Raw genomic sequence first — 17485 nt, forward strand, 5'->3', positions numbered from 1 at the left:
AAGATTACTGAGCGACAGCCCCTTCCCCAGGCCGCCCGCCTACGACAAACCACAGCGGCCACAGCGCCAACGCCCCCGCCACACCCGCCGCCAAGGCAAAGTGCAGCAAGCTGGCCCCGGCGCCGATCATGGCCAGCACTGCCCCGCCCAAGCCCAGCAAGGCAATGGTGATCATCCCCAGCATGGCCGACACCAGGCCCTTGCTCTGCTCGCTGGAGAACAACGTCATGCGGTACAGCACGGCGTTGGCTACACCCAACCCCAGCGCGTACAGCGACATGCCCGCCACCACGCTGGTCACGCTTGGCCAGTACCAGGTCGCGAGCACCATCAGGCTCAGGCCGGCCAGATAAGGCCACAGCGCGCCTCGCACCAGGGCCGGCAGCGGGTAGCGGTCGGCGATGCGGTTGATGATCAGGTTGCCCAGGATCAGCCCGCCAAATACCGGCAGCTGCCACAAGGCGTATTCCATTGTGCTCAGCCCCTCATCGTGAATCAGCAGCACCGGCGACAGGCCGATCCAGCCAATCAGCGGCAAACCGACCAGCCCCAGGGCAGCACTGCCGGCAACGAAACGGCGGTTGGCCAACAACTGGCCATAACCGGCCAGCAACGGCAGCAGGTGAATCGGCGTAAATGCCAGGCGAGAACCGTCACGGCGCTCCACACCCAGCGTTTCCGGCATCAACCGGTACAACAGCACCCAGGCCAGCACCGCACCGATGGCAAAGGCCACGAACAGCCAGCGCCAATCCAGCCACTGCAGCAGCAAGGTACCCACCAGCGGCCCGAGCAACGGCGACAGCAAGGCGATGTTGGCCAGCAGGGCCATCATGCGCACCGCATCAGCCTCGCTGAACGCTTCGTTCAAGGCCGGGTAGCTGACCGTGACCACGAAGCCCAGGCCGATGCCCTGCAACAGGCGCAACAGGTTGAACAGGCCGATGTCGGGGACCCAGAACGTGGCCAGGCAGGCCAGGCCGAAGCACGCGCAGCCAGCCAGCAACAGCGGGCGCCGGCCATAACGGTCGGCCAGCGGGCCGATCAGCCATTGCAGCACCACGCCCCCCAGCAGGTACAGATTGAGGGCATGGGGGATGTATTCGGGGCTGGCGTTCAGGTCGCCCACCACCACCGGCATGGCCGGCATGACTGCGTCGCTGGCCAGGTAGGTCAGCAGCTCGAACAGGGCCAGAGTGAGGCCGAACAACAAGGCGCGCAGGGGGGTGATGTAGAGCAGTGGTTTCATGATGGCGTATCGGGTGTGGCAGGAGGGGTAAGGCTATATGCCAGAAATGGCGCGATATTGCTGTGAACAAGTGTAAAAACCGGGGCCTTGCGCCCCGGTTTCAATGAGGTGTCACTGCGTTGCAGTCTCCTGCACCACGCGAATCACCCGCTGCGGGAACGGAATATCGATCCCTTCAGCCTTCAGCCGGTCACGCGCATGCTCGTTGAGCATGAACATTACATCCCAGTAATCGGCGGTCTTGACCCACAGGCGCAACGACACGGTGATCGAGCTGTCGCCCAGGGTGGAAATCACCGCCTGCGGTGCCGGGTCGGACAACACGCGGGGGTCCTGCGCCAGCTCCAGCAACACATTGCGGGCCTTTTGCAGGTCGGCCTCGTAGTCCACGCCCACATCGAACACCACCTTGCGCGTCGGCTGGCGGTTGGTGTTGGTGATGATGCCGTTGGACAGGCTGCCGTTGGGCATGATCACTGTCTTGTTGTCACCGGTGCGCAGCACGGTGTGGAAGATCTGGATGCTGTCGACCGTACCGGCCACACCCTGCGCCTCGATCCAGTCACCGATGCGGAACGGGCGGAACATCAGGATCAACACCCCACCCGCGAAGTTTGCCAGGCTACCCTGCAGCGCCAGGCCGATCGCCAGGCCTGCGGCACCGATAGCGGCGACAAACGAGGTGGTCTCGATGCCGATCATCGACGCCACGCTGACGAACAGCAGCACCTTCAGCACAATGTTCGACAAAGTGCTGATAAACCCTTGCAGGGCCGCATCGGCGCGCAACCCGGCCAGCTTGCCCAAGCGCGTGCTGACCCGGTTGATCAGCCACCAGCCAATGGCCAGTGTCAGCAGCGCCAACAGCAGGCGGCTGCCGTATTGCATGATCAACGGGATCCACGTCTGGGACTGGCGGACGAGCTGTTCGACTTCAGCGTTCAAATCCATATTCATCTCCTGATGCCTGAAGGCATGTACACGGTAAAACCGGCCGCAACCCGCAACGCGGCCATGGAACCGATGGACATCATTTGGCCATCGGGGTTCCGGGCATTACCTGCATCAGTCGCGGAAGTTGTTGAACTGCAGCGGCATGTCGAATTCCTTGGTGCGCAGCAGGGCGATGGCTTCCTGCAGGTCGTCACGCTTCTTGCCGGTCACGCGCACTTGCTCGCCCTGGATGGCGGCCTGCACCTTCAGCTTGCCATCCTTGATGGTGGCAACGATCTTCTTGGCCAGGTCCTTGTCGATGCCTTCGCGGAACTTGGCTTCCTGTTTCTTTTCCTTGCCGGAGGCGTACGGGTCTTTGGTTTCCAGGCATTTCACGTCGATCTTGCGCTTGACCAGCGCCAGGCGCAGGATTTCCAGCATGGCTTCGAGCTGGAATTCTTCCTCGGCGGTGAGCATCACGGTCTGCTCTTTGTCCTTGAACTCGAAGGTGCCCTTGCCCTTGAGGTCGTAGCGGCGGTCCAGGTCCTTGATGGCGTTGTCGACCGCGTTCTGCACTTCGTGCTTGTCCAGTTCCGATACCACGTCGAACGAAGGCATGGTTGTTCTCCCAAAATAAAAGCGCGCTCAGGCTGACGATGGAGCGCGCTGGGTTTGACGGTTAAAATGCGGGCTCATTATAACGGGTTGCGAAACGCATATGAGCAGCACCTGGCATATTCTCGGCGCCGGCAGCCTGGGCAGCCTGTGGGCCTGCCGCCTGGCGCGCGCAGGCAAAGCTGTGCGCCTGATCCTGCGGGACGGTCAACGGCTGCAGGCCTACCAGCAAACCGGCGGCCTGACCTTGGTTGAACAGGACCAGCACCACCACTACGCCATTCCCGCCGAAACCGCGCAGGCGCAAGGCCCCATCCACCGCCTGCTGGTGGCCTGCAAGGCCTACGATGCCGCCCCGGCCATTGCCGGTGTGGCACACAGGCTGGCCGAGGGTGCCGACGTGGTGTTGCTGCAGAACGGCCTGGGCAGCCAGGACGACGTGGCCGACCTGGTGCCCCATGCACGCTGCATCTTCGCGTCCAGCACCGAAGGGGCGTTCCGCGAAGGCGACTGGCAGGTACGCTTTGCCGGCCATGGTTTCAACTGGCTGGGTGACCCGCGCCACCCGACCCTCCCCGCCTGGTTCGATGACCTGCATGACGCCGGCATCCCCGCTGAATGGACCGTGGACATCCTTACCCGCCTGTGGCGCAAACTGGCGCTCAACTGCGCCATCAACCCGCTGACCGTGCTGCACGACTGCCAGAACGGCGGGCTGCTGGGGCACCTGAGCGAAGTTGACGCGCTGTGTACCGAACTGGCCGAATTACTGCGCCGCTGCGGCCAACCGCAAGCAGCAGTCGAGCTGGACGAGGAAGTGCAACGGGTGATCCTCGCCACCGCAGCCAACTACTCTTCCATGTACCAGGACGTGCGCGCCGGCCGACGCACCGAGGTGCATTACCTGCTCGGCCATGCCTGCCGCGCAGCCGGGCGCCATGGCCTGCAATTGCCGCAGCTTGAACACTTGCGGCAGCGCCTGGTCGATAACTTGCGCACACGTGGCTTGCCCTGCGACTGATGCGGCCCTTCAACCGGATACGGACATTGCCTAGCCCATGACCTTGCGCCAACGCCTGGAAAACCTCCCGGTCGGGCAGAAGCTGCTGGCGGCCCTGCTGGTATTGCTGGTGACCATCCTGCTGGTGGCCAACCTCACCTTCATCAGTGCCGCCTACTGGATCACCCAGGAGAGCATGGCCCCGCAGGCGCTGCAGACTATCGGGCGGCTGGTGGCCAACCCGCAGCTTGCCTCCCGCGCGGGTGACACCGCAGAAACCGCCAACGCCCTGCTCAAGGAGCTGGACAGCTATACGCCATTACGTGCGGCCGCCGTCTACGGTGGCGATGGCCGCATGCTGGCGCAATTGCAGCATGGCGATCCGCTAACCCTGCCCAAGCGTTTTCGCAACATCGACGGCTGGCGCCTGATGGAGTTTCGCAGCACCCAGCTGATCCGCATCCCGCGCGACGCCAACCCGCCGGCGCACCTGCTGCTGGTGGCCAGCAGCGAGCTGCCCACCGCCTTCTACACCGGCACCCTCAGCGCCAGCCTGGGCATCCTGGTGTTCAGTATCCTGCTGTGGATCGTCATCGCCCGGCAGATCAAGCGCCTGATTACCCAGCCGATCAACCAGCTTGAAGAGCTCAGCCGCCAGGTCACCCGCGAAGAAAGCTACGCCCTGCGCGCCCGGCGCGGCAACGACGATGAAATCGGCAGCCTGGCCGATGCCTTCAACACCATGCTGTCACGCATCGAAGCCCGCGAGCAGCAGCTCAAGCGCGCCCGCGACGAGTTCCAGGATGCCTATGACCAGGCCCAGGGCCTGGCCGAGGAAACCCGCCACACCAACCGCAAGCTGGAGCTGGAAGTACAGGTACGCAGCAAGATCGAGAAAAAGCTCACGGGCTTCCAGAACTACCTCAACAGCATCATCGACTCGATGCCCTCGGCGCTGATCGCCCTCGACGAACAGCTCTACGTGACGCAGTGGAACCACGAAGCCACGGTACTCTCCGGCACACCACTGGACGAAGCGCTGAACCAACCGGTATTCATCGCCTTCGAACCGCTCAAGCCATTCCTTCCGCAACTGAAGGAAACGGTCGAGAAGCACCGGGTGGCAAAGATCGAGCGGGTCACCTGGCCCAAGGGCGACGACCTTCGCCACTACGCCCTGACCTTCTACCCGCTGACCGGCGGCGGCGGGCGCGGCGTGGTGATTCGCATCGACGACATCACCCAGCGGCTTTCGCTGGAAGAGATGATGGTGCAGTCGGAGAAAATGCTTTCAGTCGGTGGCCTGGCTGCCGGCATGGCCCACGAGATCAACAACCCGCTGGGTGCCATTCTGCACAACGTGCAGAACATCCGCCGGCGCCTGTCACCGGAGCTGCCGCGCAACCAGGAACAGGCCGAAGAGCTGGGTATCGACCTGCCAACGGTCAACCGTTACCTGGCCAGCCGCGAAGTGCCGCAATTGCTGGACGGTATCCAGCAGGCTGGCGCGCGAGCCGCCAAGATCGTCACGCACATGCTCAGTTTCAGCCGCCGCAGCAACCGCCAGCTGGTGCCGTGCGACCTGCCGGCCCTGATCGACCAGGCGGTGGAAATTGCCAGCAACGACTTCGACCTCACCATCGGTTTCGACTTCAAGGGCCAGGCCATCGTGCGCCAGTTTGACCCCACACTGGGTCCGGTGCCGTGCACGGCCAACGAACTGGAGCAGGTACTGCTCAACCTGCTGAAAAACGCGGCCCAGGCCATCCACCTGCGCCCTCAGCCGAGTGAACCCGGGCGTATAACCCTGCGCACGCGGCTGAATCCGCCTTGGGCGGAAATTCAAGTCGAGGACAACGGCGTCGGCATGCCCGAGGCGGTGCGCAAGCGCACCTTCGAGCCGTTTTTCACCACCAAGGAAATTGGCCAGGGCACCGGGTTGGGCCTGTCGGTCTCGTACTTCATCATCACCAATAACCATAAGGGGCAGATGGAAGTGCAGTCCACGCCCGGCCAGGGCACCTGCTTTACCCTGCGCCTGCCCCTCGGCCAGCCGGCGGCGCCGGCCAATACGGAGAAGTGACATGGGCTACCGCCTGTCGAAGATCTACACCCGCACCGGCGACAAGGGCGAAACCGGCCTGGGCGACGGTCGCCGGGTACCCAAGGACCACCCGCGGATCGAGGCGATTGGCGAGGTGGACAGCCTGAACAGCCAGTTGGGCGTACTGCTGGCGGGGTTGGTCGAGCAAGGGCTGGATGAGGTGAGCGCCGTGCTGGCGCCGTGTCAGCACCGCTTGTTCGACCTTGGGGGCGAGTTGGCAATGCCGAGTTACCAGGCGTTGAACCTGGCGGAGGTCGAGCGGCTGGAGGCGGCTATCGATGTGTGGAATGAGGAGCTGGGGCCGTTGAAGAACTTCATACTGCCCAGTGGTTCGGCATTGGTCGCTCAGGCGCACGTATGCAGGTGTCTGGCACGCAGTACGGAGCGACGGTGTCAGCAGCTGAATGCGGTGGAGCCACTGGAGGGCGTCGGCTTGGCGTATATCAACCGGCTTTCGGATCTTCTGTTTGTGGCGGCCCGGATCATTGGGCGGCGGCAGGGCATTGCTGAAGTGCTGTGGCAACCTGCCGAGAAGCCTCAGAGCTGATATTGCCGGGGCTGCTTTGCAGCCCCAATTGCTCAGATTTCAGGCCAGAACGCCCGGATCCCGGCCACACCTTGTGCACCGGCTTCCCAAGCCTGCTCGCGTTCACCGGGCCCTACCCCACCCAGCAGGTAGACAGGCTTGTTGAACCCGGCGATCAACCGCTGCGCCTCATCCCAGCCCAACGGCACCGCCTCGGGATGAGTCTGGGTCGCCTGCACGGGCGACAGGGTGACGAAGTCCACGCCCATCTGCTCCGCCAGCGCCAGCTCCTCAGCGCTGTGGCACGACGCTGCCAGCCAACGTTCCTTGGGGAATGGCCGGCCCTTGGCCGCGTACTTGCGCAACTGCGCCGCCGTCAGGTGCCAACCCGCCGAGGGGAAGTCACCCAGCCACTCCAGCGGCCCCTTGAGCATCAGCTGTGCCTTACCCGCACACAGCCCTACCGCATCCACCGCCACATCGCGGTACTTGGGGTCGTACATGTCCGGGGCACGCAGCTGGATCAGCCGAATACCGCTGGCCACCGCCTTCTGGATGCCCTTGAGCATCTGCGGCACTTCCAGGCCATCCGGGGTAATCAGGTATTGGTCCGGCAGGCGCGCAGCGGCAACGATCGGCTTGTTGGCCTCCGGGAATTCGTACTGCGGCAAGTCGCGCGGGGCCACCCATTCCAGCGGCTGCCCTTCGGCGCCATGGGGTTCGCCGGTGAACGCGTCGACCTCGCGCACGTCCAGCAGCACCTGCTTGTCCGGGTAATCATGGCTGACCTTGATCAGCGCACGCGAACGGGTCACCTCGATGCCCAGTTCCTCGCGCAGCTCACGGGCCAGCGCCGCTTCCACGCTTTCGCCCGGTTCTACCTTGCCGCCGGGAAACTCCCACAGGCCGCCCTGGTGCTGGGTATCCGCCCGGCGTGCGATCAGAATACGGCCGTCATTGCCGCGAATCACGGCAGCTACTACATGAATCCGTTTCACCCTTCACGCTCCGCCAGGCCTGCCTGCTGCCAAGCCTTGAAGGCTGGCCACTGATAAATGGTCTCGATGTAGGCGGCCGCCTCTGCTGGCACCGCCACGCGGTAGGTGCGTAGGCGTACGGCCACCGGGGCGAAGAAAGCATCGACCAGGCTCGGCTTGCCGAACAGGAACGGGCCGTTGTCCTTGGCCACCACGCGGCATTCGGACCAAAGCGCGACGATACGGTCGATGTCGACTTGCACGTCCAGTGGCACTTCGTCCAGGGCCCTGTCACGCGACAAGTCGAACGGCATGGCGCCGCGCAGGGCAAAGAAGCCGCTGTGCATCTGCGCGCAGGCAGAGCGGGCCTGGGCACGGGCAGCGACATCGGCAGGCCACAGTTGCGCGTCAGGGTGCTGTTCGTTGAGGTATTCGCCAATCGCCAGGGAGTCGGCGATCACACCGTGCTCGGTCTTGAGCAGCGGTACCTTGCCAGTGGCGGAGAATGCGAGGATGCGCTGACGGGTGTCAGGCTGGTTGAGTTTGATCAGGGTTTCTTCGTAGGGCACGCCAGCCAGCTCGAGGGCCAGGGCGCCACGCAGCGACCAGGAGGAATACAGCTTGTCGCCGATGATCAGGTGATAGCTCATGGTTCGGCTCCATCAGGTTTGTATTGCAAAACCCGCAGGCTGCTATGCAGCCTTTCGCGGGCAAGCCCGCTCCTACAGGGATCGCACCGCCCCTACAGGCAGTGCAAAACCTGTGGGAGCGGGCTTGCCCGCGAAGGGGCCTTAGGATCAGTACATCAAGTACGGTACTCGGCGTTGATCTTCACGTATTCGTGGGACAGGTCGGTGGTCCAGATGGTTTCGCTGCACGCACCACGGCCCAGCTCGATACGAATGGTGATCTCTTCCTGGGCCATCACTGCCGAACCTTGCGCTTCGGTGTAGCTTGGGCTGCGGCCGCCCTGGCTGGCAATGCACACGCTGTCCAGGTACACGTCGATCAGGCTCACATCCAGCTCCGGCACGCCTGCACGGCCAACAGCCGCGAGGATACGGCCCCAGTTCGGGTCGGAGGCGAACAGTGCAGTCTTGATCAGCGGCGAGTGGGCCACGGCGTAGCCGACGTCCAGGCATTCCTGGTGGTTGCCACCGCCGTTGACCTGCACGGTCACGAACTTGGTAGCACCTTCGCCGTCACGAACGATGGCCTGGGCCACCTCCATGCACACTTCGAACACCGCCTTTTTCAGCGCTTCGAACAGCGCGCCGCTGGCTTCGGTGACTTCTGGCAGGTTGGCCTTGCCGGTGGCGATCAGCATGCAGCAGTCGTTGGTCGAGGTGTCGCCGTCGATGGTGATGCGGTTGAACGACTTGTTGGCGCCGTCCAGCATCAGGTCCTTGAGCACCGCCGGAGCAACCTTGGCGTCGGTGGCGATGTAACCGAGCATGGTGGCCATGTTCGGGCGGATCATGCCTGCACCCTTGCTGATACCGGTGACAGTCACGGTCACGCCATCGTGCTGGAACTGGCGGCTGGCACCCTTGGGCAGGGTGTCGGTGGTCATGATGCCGGTGGCGGCTTCAGCCCAGTGGTTTTCCGACAGGTTGTCGAGGGCGGCCTGCAGTGCACCTTCGATCTTCTCGACCGGCAGCGGCTCACCGATCACGCCGGTGGAGAACGGCAGTACCGACTCGGCCGGCACGCCAGCCAGCGCGGCCAGCTTGGCGCAGGTACGCTCGGCAGCCGCCAGGCCTGGCGCGCCGGTACCGGCGTTGGCATTACCGGTATTGGTCAGCAGGTAACGCACGGTGCCCTGTACACGCTGCTTGGACAGGATCACCGGCGCTGCGCAGAACGCGTTGAGGGTGAACACACCGGCCACGCTGGAGCCTTCGGCACAGCGCATCACCACCACGTCCTTGCGCCCAGGGCGCTTGATGCCTGCAGAAGCGATGCCGAGTTCAAAACCCGGAACCGGGTGCAGGGTGGGCAAAGGACCAAGACCAACAGCCATTAGAGCGCTCCTAGAAAACGGTGAATATGGAAAAAGGGGGCCGCAATGCGGCCCCCAGGGTTGTCACGATACAGCAATCAGGTCAGATCACTCGATCTGGCCATGGCAATGCTTGAACTTCTTGCCCGAACCACACCAGCACGGCTCGTTACGGCCCAGCTTCTGGTCATTGCGCACCGGCGCCGAGGCTACTGCCACTTCGGCACCTTCTTCGCTCAGTTGCTCGCTTTCCAGGCCCGGTGCAGCGGCATGCTGAAACTGCATGCGGCTGGCCAGTTCCTCGGCCTCGCGGCGCAGACGGGCTTCTTCCTCGGCCGGGTCTTCGCGGCGAACCTGAACGTGCGACAGCACGCGGATGGTGTCGCGCTTGATCGACTCGAGCAGCTCCTGGAACAGGGTGAACGACTCGCGCTTGTATTCCTGCTTCGGGTTCTTCTGCGCATAGCCGCGCAGGTGAATACCGTGACGCAGGTGGTCCATGGTCGACAGGTGGTCTTTCCACAGGTCGTCCAGCACGCGCAGCAGGATCTGCTTCTCGAAGGTACGCAGGGCGTCGATACCGGCCTGGTCTTCCTTCTCGGTGTAGGCCGTGGTGATTTCGTTCAGCAGCTTCTCGCGCAGGGTCTCTTCGTAGAGGTGATCGTCCTCGTCGAGCCACTGCTGGATCGGCAACTTCATGGCGAAATCGCTGGCCAGCGACGCTTCCAGGCCGGCCACGTCCCACTGCTCGGGCAGCGACTGCGGCGGGATGTGCTGGCTGATGGTAGCGTCCAGCACTTCCTTGCGGAATTCGACGATGGTGTCGCCGATGTTTTCGGCGGCCAGCAGGCTGTTGCGCATGTGGTAGATCACCTTGCGCTGCTCGTTGGCCACGTCGTCGTATTCGAGCAATTGCTTACGGATGTCGAAGTTGCGGCCTTCGACCTTGCGCTGGGCCTTCTCGATGGCGTTGGTGACCATGCGGTGCTCGATGGCCTCGCCCGACTGCATGCCCAGTGCCTTCATGAAATTCTTCACCCGGTCAGAGGCGAAGATGCGCATCAGGCTGTCTTCCAGCGACAGGTAGAAGCGACTGGAACCCGGGTCGCCCTGACGGCCGGAACGGCCCCGCAGCTGGTTGTCGATACGGCGCGATTCGTGGCGTTCGGAGGCGATCACATGCAAGCCACCGGCTTCGATCACCTGCTGGTGACGCTTCTGCCAGTCGGCCTTGATTTGCGCGATCTGCTCGGCGGTCGGGTTTTCCAGGGCGGCCACTTCGGCTTCCCAGTTACCACCCAACAGGATGTCGGTACCACGGCCGGCCATGTTTGTGGCGATGGTCAGCGCGCCCGGGGCACCGGCTTGCGCGATGATCTCGGCTTCCTTCTCGTGGTACTTGGCGTTCAGTACCTTGTGGTCGATGCCTTCCTTCTTGAGCAGGTTCGACATGTGCTCGGACGTTTCGATGGTCGCGGTACCCACCAGGATCGGCCGGCCCTGCTTCATGCTTTCCTTGATGTCAGCGATGATCGCAGCGTATTTCTCGTCGGCGGTCAGGTACACCAGGTCGTTGAAGTCTTTACGCGCCAGTGGCTTGTTCGGCGGGATCACCATCACGTTCAGCGCGTAGATCGATTGGAACTCGAACGCTTCGGTGTCAGCGGTACCGGTCATGCCGGACAGCTTGGTGTACAGGCGGAAGTAGTTCTGGAACGTGGTCGAAGCCAGGGTCTGGCTCTCGGCCTGGATGTTCAGGTTCTCTTTGGCTTCGATGGCCTGGTGCAGGCCCTCGGACAGGCGACGACCCGGCATGGTACGACCGGTGTGTTCGTCGATCAGCAGTACCTGGCCGTCCTGGACGATGTACTCGACGTTGCGGTGGAACAGCTTGTGCGCGCGCAGGCCAGCGTAGACGTGGGTCAGCAGGCCCAGGTTGTGCGCCGAGTACAGGCTCTCGCCCTCGGCCAGCAGGCCGGCCTGGGTGAGCATTTCCTCGATGTACTGGTGACCGGCTTCGTTCAGCTCGACCTGACGGCTCTTCTCGTCGATGGTGAAGTGGCCTTCCTGGGTAACCTGGCCTTCCACTTCCTCAATGTGCTGGGTCAGGCGCGGGATCAGGCGGTTGATCTCGATGTACAGCTTGGAGCTGTCTTCGGCCTGGCCGGAAATGATCAGCGGGGTGCGCGCTTCGTCGATGAGGATGGAGTCGACTTCGTCGATCACGGCGAAGTTCAGTTCACGCTGGAACTTCTCGTCCTGGCTGAACGCCATGTTGTCGCGCAGGTAGTCGAAACCGAATTCGTTGTTGGTGCCGTAGGTGATGTCGGACGCATAGGCCGCGCGCTTTTCTTCCGGCGGCTGGAACGCCGAGACGATTCCGACCGACAGGCCGAGGAATTCGTACAGCGGGCGCATCCAGTTGGCGTCACGGCGGGCCAGGTAGTCGTTGACGGTGACCACGTGCACACCCTTGCCGGACAGTGCATTGAGGTACACGGCCAGGGTACCGACCAAGGTCTTGCCTTCACCGGTGCGCATTTCTGCGATCATACCCTCGTGCAGGGTCATGCCGCCGATCAGCTGCACGTCGAAGTGGCGCATGCCCATCACGCGTTTGCCGGCCTCACGGGCCACGGCGAAGGCTTCAGGCAGCAATTGGTCCAGTGTCTCGCCTTTGGCCAAACGCTCCTTGAACTCTGCGGTTTTGCCCCGCAGCTGTTCGTCGGAGAGGGCCACCATCTTCTCTTCGAAGGCATTGACGATACTCACCGTCTTGAGCATGCGTTTCACTTCACGCTCGTTCTTGCTTCCAAAAAGTTTCTTTAACAAAGGCGCAAACATATCGGCAGGATCTTCCACACGTAGGGATGGAGGGCGGCCCCATGAGTCGCCCGTGCAGCCCTGAGGCCGCATGCGAACGAGCATTCTACCCGGAAACGATGGTGAGGAAAGTGGTGGATTTCCACGATGCTATTACAGCGTTTTGGCGGGGGCTTGTCTTAGATAGGGGCATTTTCCCTGAGTTCAAGGCTTGGCAACATGAAAGGTATCGAGAATTAGTCTTATCTTCTGCTGCCCGCGAAGAGGCCGGTGCAGGCTATAGAGGTGTTAAACTGCTGACCACGTAACCTCATGCATACCCCATGACCTACAAACCCTCCCCCGCCCAGCCACCTTCCGCCCTGCTCCGCCAGGTGCGCCCGCTGCGCCTGCTGCTGAACCAGGCCGAGCGCCTGGAGCACCTGCAGCGCCTGCTGGAAAGCCAGCTGCAACCGGCCGCCCGCGAACACTGCCATGTCGCGTCCTGGCGCGATGGTACCTTGCTGTTGGTGGTTACCGACGGCCATTGGGCAACGCGCCTGCGCTACCAGCAAAAGCGCCTGCTGGCGGCATTGCAGGCCATGGAAGCCTTCGGCAACCTCCGGCGCATCCTGTACAAGGTCCAACCGCCGCTGGTGCCGGCCAAGCGCGGCGGGCATGCTGCCGAACTCTCGAACAGCGCCGCCGAGAGCCTGCGCGACACCGCCGAGGGCATCACCGACCCCAAGCTGCGTGCCGCACTGGAACGGTTGGCTGCCCACGCCAACAGCAAGGCATAAAAAAGGCCACCCGAGGGTGGCCTTGATTACAACACTAGAGAGAGTGTTCGAACTTACACGGCCGCAACAGGGCGCATGTACGAGATCGGTGCCGTGCTGGCATCTTCGAAAGTGACCACTTCCCAGGCATCGGTTTCGGCAATCAGCTTGCGCAACAGCTGGTTGTTCAGCGCGTGGCCGGACTTGTAGCCCTTGAACTCGCCGATCAGGCTGTTGCCCAGCAGATACAGGTCGCCAATGGCGTCGAGGATCTTGTGCTTGACGAATTCGTCATCGGAACGAAGGCCGTCTTCGTTAAGCACACCCGTTTCGTCGACGACGATGGCGTTCTCTACACTGCCGCCCAGCGCAAGGTTGTGCTTGCGTAGGTACTCGATGTCACGCATGAAACCGAAGGTGCGGGCGCGGCTGACTTCCTTCACGAACGAGGTGCTGGAAAAGTCGACGACTGCACTCTGGGTCTGGCCCTTGAGGACCGGGTGATCGAAGTCGATCTCGAAGCTCACCTTGAACCCTTCGAAAGGCAGGAACGTGGCGCGCTTGTCGCCCTCTTCCACGGTGACCTCACGCAGGATGCGGATGAACTTCTTGGCTGCGTCCTGTTCTTCCAGGCCGGCAGACTGAATCAGGAATACAAAAGGACCGGCGCTGCCATCCATGATCGGCACTTCCGAGGCGGAGAGCTCGACGTAGGCGTTATCGATGCCCAGGCCCGCCATGGCGGAGAGCAGGTGCTCGACCGTATCGACCTTGACGTCACCGTTGACCAGCGTCGTCGACATGGTTGTCTCGCCGACGTTGGCCGCACGCGCAGGGATTTCGACCACAGGGTCGAGGTCGGCGCGGCGGAAGACGATGCCGGTGTCAACAGGTGCAGGCTTGAGGGTCAGGTAAACCTTCTCCCCGGAGTGCAGACCGACACCTGTGGCACGGATGGTATTCTTCAGGGTGCGTTGTTTAATCATGGCATTGGCCGCTTCAGCGCAAATTGCGAACAGGTATCAACAAAGGCTGGGGATGATAACAGACCCAACCTTTGATGAATACCAATCACCTTTATACCCCTGATAAATTCCATTAATCAGCCTGACGACGCAGGAAAGCCGGGATATCGAGGTAGTCCAGGTCGTCCTGAGGGTTCAGTTTAGCGGCTGCGGCAGCACCTGCATGTGCCTGGTTACGCATTACGGTCGGGCGCTCCAGGTCACGGTAGTTGACCGCTGGCTGCTCCTGACGAACCGGTGCGGGGTTGGATGCTTCGTACGCCTGCTGAGCGGTCTGCAGGGTGTTGTCCACCACTTTGACCGGCTTCTCGATGCGCGCGCCCAGGCCGGTGGCCACAACGGTCACGTGCAGTTCGTCGCGCATGTCCGGGTCGATCACGGTGCCGACCTTGACCATGGCGTGGTCAGAGGCGAAGGCCTCGATGATGCTACCCACATCGGAGTATTCACCCAGCGACAGGTCCGGGCCTGCGGTGATGTTCACCAGGATGCCGCGGGCGCCCTGCAGGTTGACGTCTTCCAGCAGCGGGTTGCGGATGGCAGCCTCGGTGGCTTCACGCGCACGGTTCGGGCCGCTGGCGCAACCAGTACCCATCATGGCCATGCCCATTTCGCCCATCACGGTACGCACGTCGGCGAAGTCGACGTTGATCATGCCCGGACGCTTGATGATGTCGGAGATACCGCGCACGGCACCGGCCAGAACATCGTCAGCCTTGGCGAACGCCGACAGCAGGCTGGCATCCTTGCCCAGGATGGTCAGCAGCTTCTCGTTAGGGATGGTGATCAACGAGTCGACGCTTTCGGCCAGCATGCGGATGCCTTCATCGGCGATCTGCATACGTTTGCGGCCCTCGAACGGGAACGGACGGGTCACCACGGCTACGGTGAGGATGCCCATTTCCTTGGCCACTTCGGCAATGATCGGCGCTGCACCGGTACCGGTACCGCCGCCCATGCCAGTGGTGATGAACACCATGTTGGTGCCCTGCAGCACTTCAGCGATGCGCTCACGGTCTTCCAGCGCGGCCTGACGGCCGACTTCCGGATTGGCACCGGCACCCAGGCCCTTGGTCACGCCAGTGCCCAATTGCAGGATGGTACGCGCACCGATGTTTTTAAGCGCTTGAGCATCGGTGTTGGCGCAAATGAATTCCACGCCTTCGATGCTGCTCTTGACCATGTGGTTGACGGCGTTGCCGCCACCACCACCAACGCCGATCACCTTGATGACCGGGCTTTGCGGGACGTTGTCTACGAGCTCGAACATTTTCCCTCTCCTTACAGTTCTCTAGTTGTTGCGCCTACCACTACTGCTTTGAAACTTAGAAGTTGCCCTGGACCCACTTCTTGAAGCGCTCAAGTACTGGGGCCTTCGGTTCATCGCCATAGCTGTTGTTGCTGCTGTTGCTGTTACCGGTCAGGACCATGTCCTCGGACTGCTTCAGCAGACCGTAGGTGAGCAGGCCCACGCCGGTGGAATAGATCGGGTTGCGCACCACGTCGCTCAGCCCCCGAACGCTGTGCGGTACGCCCAGGCGTACCGGCATGTGGAAGATTTCCTCGGCCAGTTCCACGGCACCTTCCATCTTCGCGGTGCCGCCGGTGAGGACGATGCCGGCCGGCACCAGGTCCTCGTAGCCGCTGCGGCGCAGCTCGGCCTGGATCAGGGTGAAGAGCTCGTCGTAACGTGGCTCCACCACCTCGGCCAGGGCCTGGCGCGACAGCTCGCGCGGTGGGCGGTCGCCCACGCTCGGCACCTTGATGGTCTCGCCGGCACCGGCCAGTTTGGCCAGGGCGCAGGCGTAGCGGATCTTGATTTCTTCGGCGTACTGGGTCGGGGTACGCAGGGCCATGGCGATGTCGTTGGTCACCTGGTCGCCGGCAATCGGGATGACCGCGGTGTGACGAATGGCGCCTTCGGTGAAGATGGCGATGTCGGTGGTGCCACCACCGATGTCCACCAGGCATACGCCCAGTTCTTTTTCATCGTCGGTCAGCACCGAGTACGCCGAGGCCAGCTGCTCGAGGATGATGTCGTCGATTTCCAGGCCACAGCGGCGTACACACTTCTCGATGTTCTGCGCCGCATTCACTGCGCAGGTGACCACGTGAACCTTGGCTTCCAGACGCACGCCCGACATGCCCAGTGGCTCGCGCACGCCTTCCTGGTTGTCGATCACGTAGTCCTGCGGCAGAGTGTGCAGCACACGCTGGTCGGCCGGAATAGCCACGGCCTGGGCGGCGTCGAGCACGCGCTCCAGGTCGGCTAGGCTGACCTCGCGGTCGCGGATGGCGACGATGCCGTGGGAGTTCAGGCTGCGGATGTGGTTGCCGGCCACGCCAACGAAGGCCGAGTGGATACGGCAGCCGGCCATCAGCTGGGCTTCTTCCACCGCACGCTGGATCGACTGCACGGTGGACTCGATGTTCACCACCACGCCTTTCTTCAGGCCGCGGGACGGATGGGTGCCGATCCCGACGATTTCCAGGGTGCCGTCTTCGCCCACTTCGCCCACCAGCGCCACCACCTTGGAGGTGCCAATGTCCAGCCCGACGATCATTTTGCCGCTATGCGCGTTTGCCATGGTCCTGCCTCTCTCTAATTCTTCGCAACGGCGGGTTGGGCCGTCGTCGGTGCAATCGGTTCCCGCCAGCCAACGGCAAGTCCGTTGGAATAACGCAGATCAATGCGGGCGATAGTGGTGATCTGGTCTTTGAGTGTCTTGTCGTAAATGGCAATGAAACGGCGCATCTTCTCCACCAGATGGTCGCGCCCCAGCAGCAGCTCGATGCCTGGCCCGGCGCTGCTCGCGCCCGTGGTCAGGAACCAGCTGCCTCGCTCGCGCAGCTCCAGGCGAGCGATGGAAAAGCCCAGGGGGCGCAGCATCTGGCTCAATACCTGATACTGCTGCATGACTTGTTGCTGAGCACGTTGCGGCCCGGCCAGCTGCGGCAGGTGCTCGTAGTTGGCCAGTTCACGCGGGGTAAAGGCCTGGCCCTGGTTGTTGAGCAAGGCTTCGTCACCCCAGCGTGCCACCGGCAGCTGTTCTTCCAGGCGGATCACCACCTCGTCGGGCCACACCCGGCGCACTTCGGCGTGGGCGATCCATGGCATCTGTTCGAGTTCCGCACGCATCGCCGGCAGGTCGACGCTGAAGAAACTCGCCGCCACGTAGGGCGCGATACGCTGCTGCACCGATTGCTGGCTGATGTAGCTGAGGTCACCCTGCACGTCGATCTTGGTGATCGGCCGGTCGGCATAGGGCATCAGGCGAATGGCACCCTCATAGGCACCAAAGCCGGCCGCCACCAGCAGCACCGGCCACAGCAGGCGTTTGAGGCCGCCCAGGCTTGGACGCGGCAGGCGCGCCGATACGGGCTCGTCGGCCACCAGCCGGCTGGCACCACGCGGCACCGGCTTACTACGGCCGGTAACGGGTTGCTGCTGACGTATCATCGCGCCTTGCATG

15 protein-coding genes are annotated in these 17485 nt (G+C 62.8%); 4 read left to right on the forward strand and 11 right to left on the reverse strand.

The window, feature by feature from the left end:
* Positions 1-4: 4 nt before the first annotated feature.
* From ACF8R4_RS00085 to ACF8R4_RS00095, 3 genes are all read right to left on the reverse strand, one after another.
* Entirely contained in the window at positions 5-1249 is a 1245-nt protein-coding gene (locus tag ACF8R4_RS00085) for an MFS transporter (RefSeq protein WP_392491419.1), read from the reverse strand.
* Between the two features lie 111 nt (positions 1250-1360).
* Positions 1361-2200, reverse strand: a complete 840-nt coding sequence (locus ACF8R4_RS00090) for a mechanosensitive ion channel family protein (RefSeq protein ID WP_392491421.1) — start codon at positions 2198-2200, stop codon at positions 1361-1363.
* Positions 2201-2314: 114 nt separating this feature from the next.
* Positions 2315-2800, reverse strand: a complete 486-nt coding sequence (locus ACF8R4_RS00095; protein WP_016713577.1) for a YajQ family cyclic di-GMP-binding protein — start codon at positions 2798-2800, stop codon at positions 2315-2317.
* A 100-nt stretch (positions 2801-2900) separates the two neighbouring features.
* Here ACF8R4_RS00095 and ACF8R4_RS00100 point away from each other — a divergent pair, with 100 nt between their 5' ends.
* The 3 genes from ACF8R4_RS00100 to ACF8R4_RS00110 are packed head-to-tail and all read left to right on the forward strand — an operon-like array spanning position 2901 to position 6448.
* Positions 2901-3818 (forward strand): putative 2-dehydropantoate 2-reductase, encoded by a 918-nt coding sequence (locus ACF8R4_RS00100; RefSeq protein WP_060498015.1) that lies wholly within the window; start codon positions 2901-2903, stop codon positions 3816-3818.
* Between the two features lie 37 nt (positions 3819-3855).
* Positions 3856-5880, forward strand: coding sequence for an ATP-binding protein (locus ACF8R4_RS00105; protein WP_060498016.1), 2025 nt, complete (start codon positions 3856-3858; stop codon positions 5878-5880).
* Between the two features lies 1 nt (position 5881).
* Positions 5882-6448: a cob(I)yrinic acid a,c-diamide adenosyltransferase gene (locus ACF8R4_RS00110; RefSeq protein ID WP_060498017.1), complete on the forward strand. Its 567-nt coding sequence runs from the start codon at positions 5882-5884 to the stop codon at positions 6446-6448.
* Positions 6449-6480: 32 nt separating this feature from the next.
* Here ACF8R4_RS00110 and ACF8R4_RS00115 read toward each other — a convergent pair whose 3' ends face one another.
* The 4 genes from ACF8R4_RS00115 to secA form a co-directional block, all read right to left on the reverse strand.
* Positions 6481-7425, reverse strand: a complete 945-nt coding sequence (locus ACF8R4_RS00115; RefSeq protein ID WP_060498018.1) for a Nudix family hydrolase — start codon at positions 7423-7425, stop codon at positions 6481-6483.
* The gene (locus tag ACF8R4_RS00120) at positions 7422-8054 is read right to left on the reverse strand and encodes a glutathione S-transferase family protein (protein WP_060498019.1); all 633 of its coding nucleotides are present in this window, start codon (positions 8052-8054) and stop codon (positions 7422-7424) included. The genes ACF8R4_RS00115 and ACF8R4_RS00120 overlap by 4 nt, the downstream gene beginning before the upstream one ends.
* A gap of 155 nt (positions 8055-8209) precedes the next feature.
* Positions 8210-9427 carry a bifunctional glutamate N-acetyltransferase/amino-acid acetyltransferase ArgJ gene (gene argJ, locus ACF8R4_RS00125; RefSeq protein WP_060498020.1) on the reverse strand — a complete coding sequence of 406 codons (1218 nt, stop codon included), beginning with the start codon at positions 9425-9427 and terminating at the stop codon, positions 8210-8212.
* An 87-nt stretch (positions 9428-9514) separates the two neighbouring features.
* On the reverse strand, positions 9515-12250 hold the full coding sequence (secA, locus tag ACF8R4_RS00130) for a preprotein translocase subunit SecA (protein WP_016713569.1): 2736 nt from the start codon (positions 12248-12250) through the stop codon (positions 9515-9517).
* 302 nt (positions 12251-12552) lie between these two features.
* On the opposite strand from secA, the gene ACF8R4_RS00135 reads away from it, so the two are divergent.
* The gene (locus tag ACF8R4_RS00135; RefSeq protein WP_104833378.1) at positions 12553-13008 is read left to right on the forward strand and encodes a DUF721 domain-containing protein; all 456 of its coding nucleotides are present in this window, start codon (positions 12553-12555) and stop codon (positions 13006-13008) included.
* A 53-nt stretch (positions 13009-13061) separates the two neighbouring features.
* Here ACF8R4_RS00135 and lpxC read toward each other — a convergent pair whose 3' ends face one another.
* The 4 genes from lpxC to ACF8R4_RS00155 form a co-directional block, all read right to left on the reverse strand.
* Positions 13062-13973, reverse strand: a complete 912-nt coding sequence (gene lpxC, locus ACF8R4_RS00140; RefSeq protein WP_016713567.1) for a UDP-3-O-acyl-N-acetylglucosamine deacetylase — start codon at positions 13971-13973, stop codon at positions 13062-13064.
* 112 nt (positions 13974-14085) lie between these two features.
* Positions 14086-15282, reverse strand: a complete 1197-nt coding sequence (ftsZ, locus tag ACF8R4_RS00145; protein ID WP_003251871.1) for a cell division protein FtsZ — start codon at positions 15280-15282, stop codon at positions 14086-14088.
* 55 nt (positions 15283-15337) lie between these two features.
* Complete coding sequence (gene ftsA / locus ACF8R4_RS00150) at positions 15338-16600, reverse strand: cell division protein FtsA (protein WP_016713566.1); 1263 nt, start codon at positions 16598-16600, stop codon at positions 15338-15340.
* A gap of 14 nt (positions 16601-16614) precedes the next feature.
* Positions 16615-17484 carry a cell division protein FtsQ/DivIB gene (locus tag ACF8R4_RS00155; protein WP_012274056.1) on the reverse strand — a complete coding sequence of 290 codons (870 nt, stop codon included), beginning with the start codon at positions 17482-17484 and terminating at the stop codon, positions 16615-16617.
* Position 17485: the final 1 nt, after the last annotated feature.

The sequence above is a fragment of the Pseudomonas sp. FYR_2 genome (assembly GCF_043106425.1).
GTDB lineage: Bacteria > Pseudomonadota > Gammaproteobacteria > Pseudomonadales > Pseudomonadaceae > Aquipseudomonas > Aquipseudomonas monteilii.